Source organism: Paenisporosarcina sp. P4_B8, from assembly GCF_056402175.1.
In genome coordinates this window covers 1-920 of sequence record NZ_JBFUHX010000049.1, presented here as the reverse complement: position 1 = coordinate 920, position 920 = coordinate 1, and the positions used below count along the sequence as shown (strand labels likewise).

1 protein-coding gene is annotated in these 920 nt (G+C 34.0%); it reads right to left on the bottom strand.

What is annotated here, in order from left to right:
• Window positions 1-409: 409 nt before the first annotated feature.
• Window positions 410-877 (bottom strand): UPF0158 family protein, encoded by a 468-nt coding sequence (locus tag AC1DSK_RS17370; RefSeq protein WP_477548679.1) that lies wholly within the window; start codon window positions 875-877, stop codon window positions 410-412.
• Window positions 878-920: the final 43 nt, after the last annotated feature.

Below are 920 nucleotides of genomic sequence, written 5' to 3'. Positions count from 1 at the left end.
ATAAAACACCAGCTAGAGCAAAGGTCTCCAAAAAAGCAATCGCAAATACTGTTATTTCCCTTTCCACTATTAACACACCCTTAATCACCACTTAAAAGCCTCAATAATTTACATATATTAACTTATTCAGCACCATTCCAATAATCCCTTCTTAGTAGAACTAATCGGTTCGGTGAGTGACAAAAAAAGAGCTGATTAGGCAGCTCTTACAACTCATAAATCATTAGGTTGAAATACAAGCGATTTTGCTTGGTCCATTTTGTCACGATTGAAAAGCTCCCGTCCACAATAGTTAGCTTCCAGATATAACGGGGTCTAGGATTAGAAAAAAACCCGGATAGGGTCACTTTTATTAAAGTGTCTACTATTCGGGGTTCAGTTCATGGTTCGGTAATCATCTCTGTTATTTCTATTCTATAAAGTTTATATTATTTTCCTGACACCATTCAATTGCAATTTGTTTAAAACACTCATCACGGTATGAATACCATTGATCTTCTATTTCAAAATCTATTATTTTGTCCTTAAACCTTCTAAAGGCACCCTTCCCCTTAATGACCCTTAATAAAGATTCCTGCATCCGTTGATCCCTTACTTTTAAACTGAAGTTTTCCATTATTTCATATTCATTCACTGCATATTTAGTAGGTAACTCTATATAGTTTTCAAAGTTTTCAACCACATCAATTGCATTCATTCTATTTTCTTGTTCCCATTCAGGTAAATGATCAAATGGTTCTTCGTCTTCAGCAGCACGCAAGTCCTCAGATGTAACTATGATTATTTCACCCGTTTTAATATTTAATAATGAACGTGACTCTTCAAACTGTACTTCCATTTCCTCAATTATATCTTTTAAACTGACTTGTATATTCATTATTAGATCACCTCTAGATTCTTTTTACTAATGTACCCGTTAG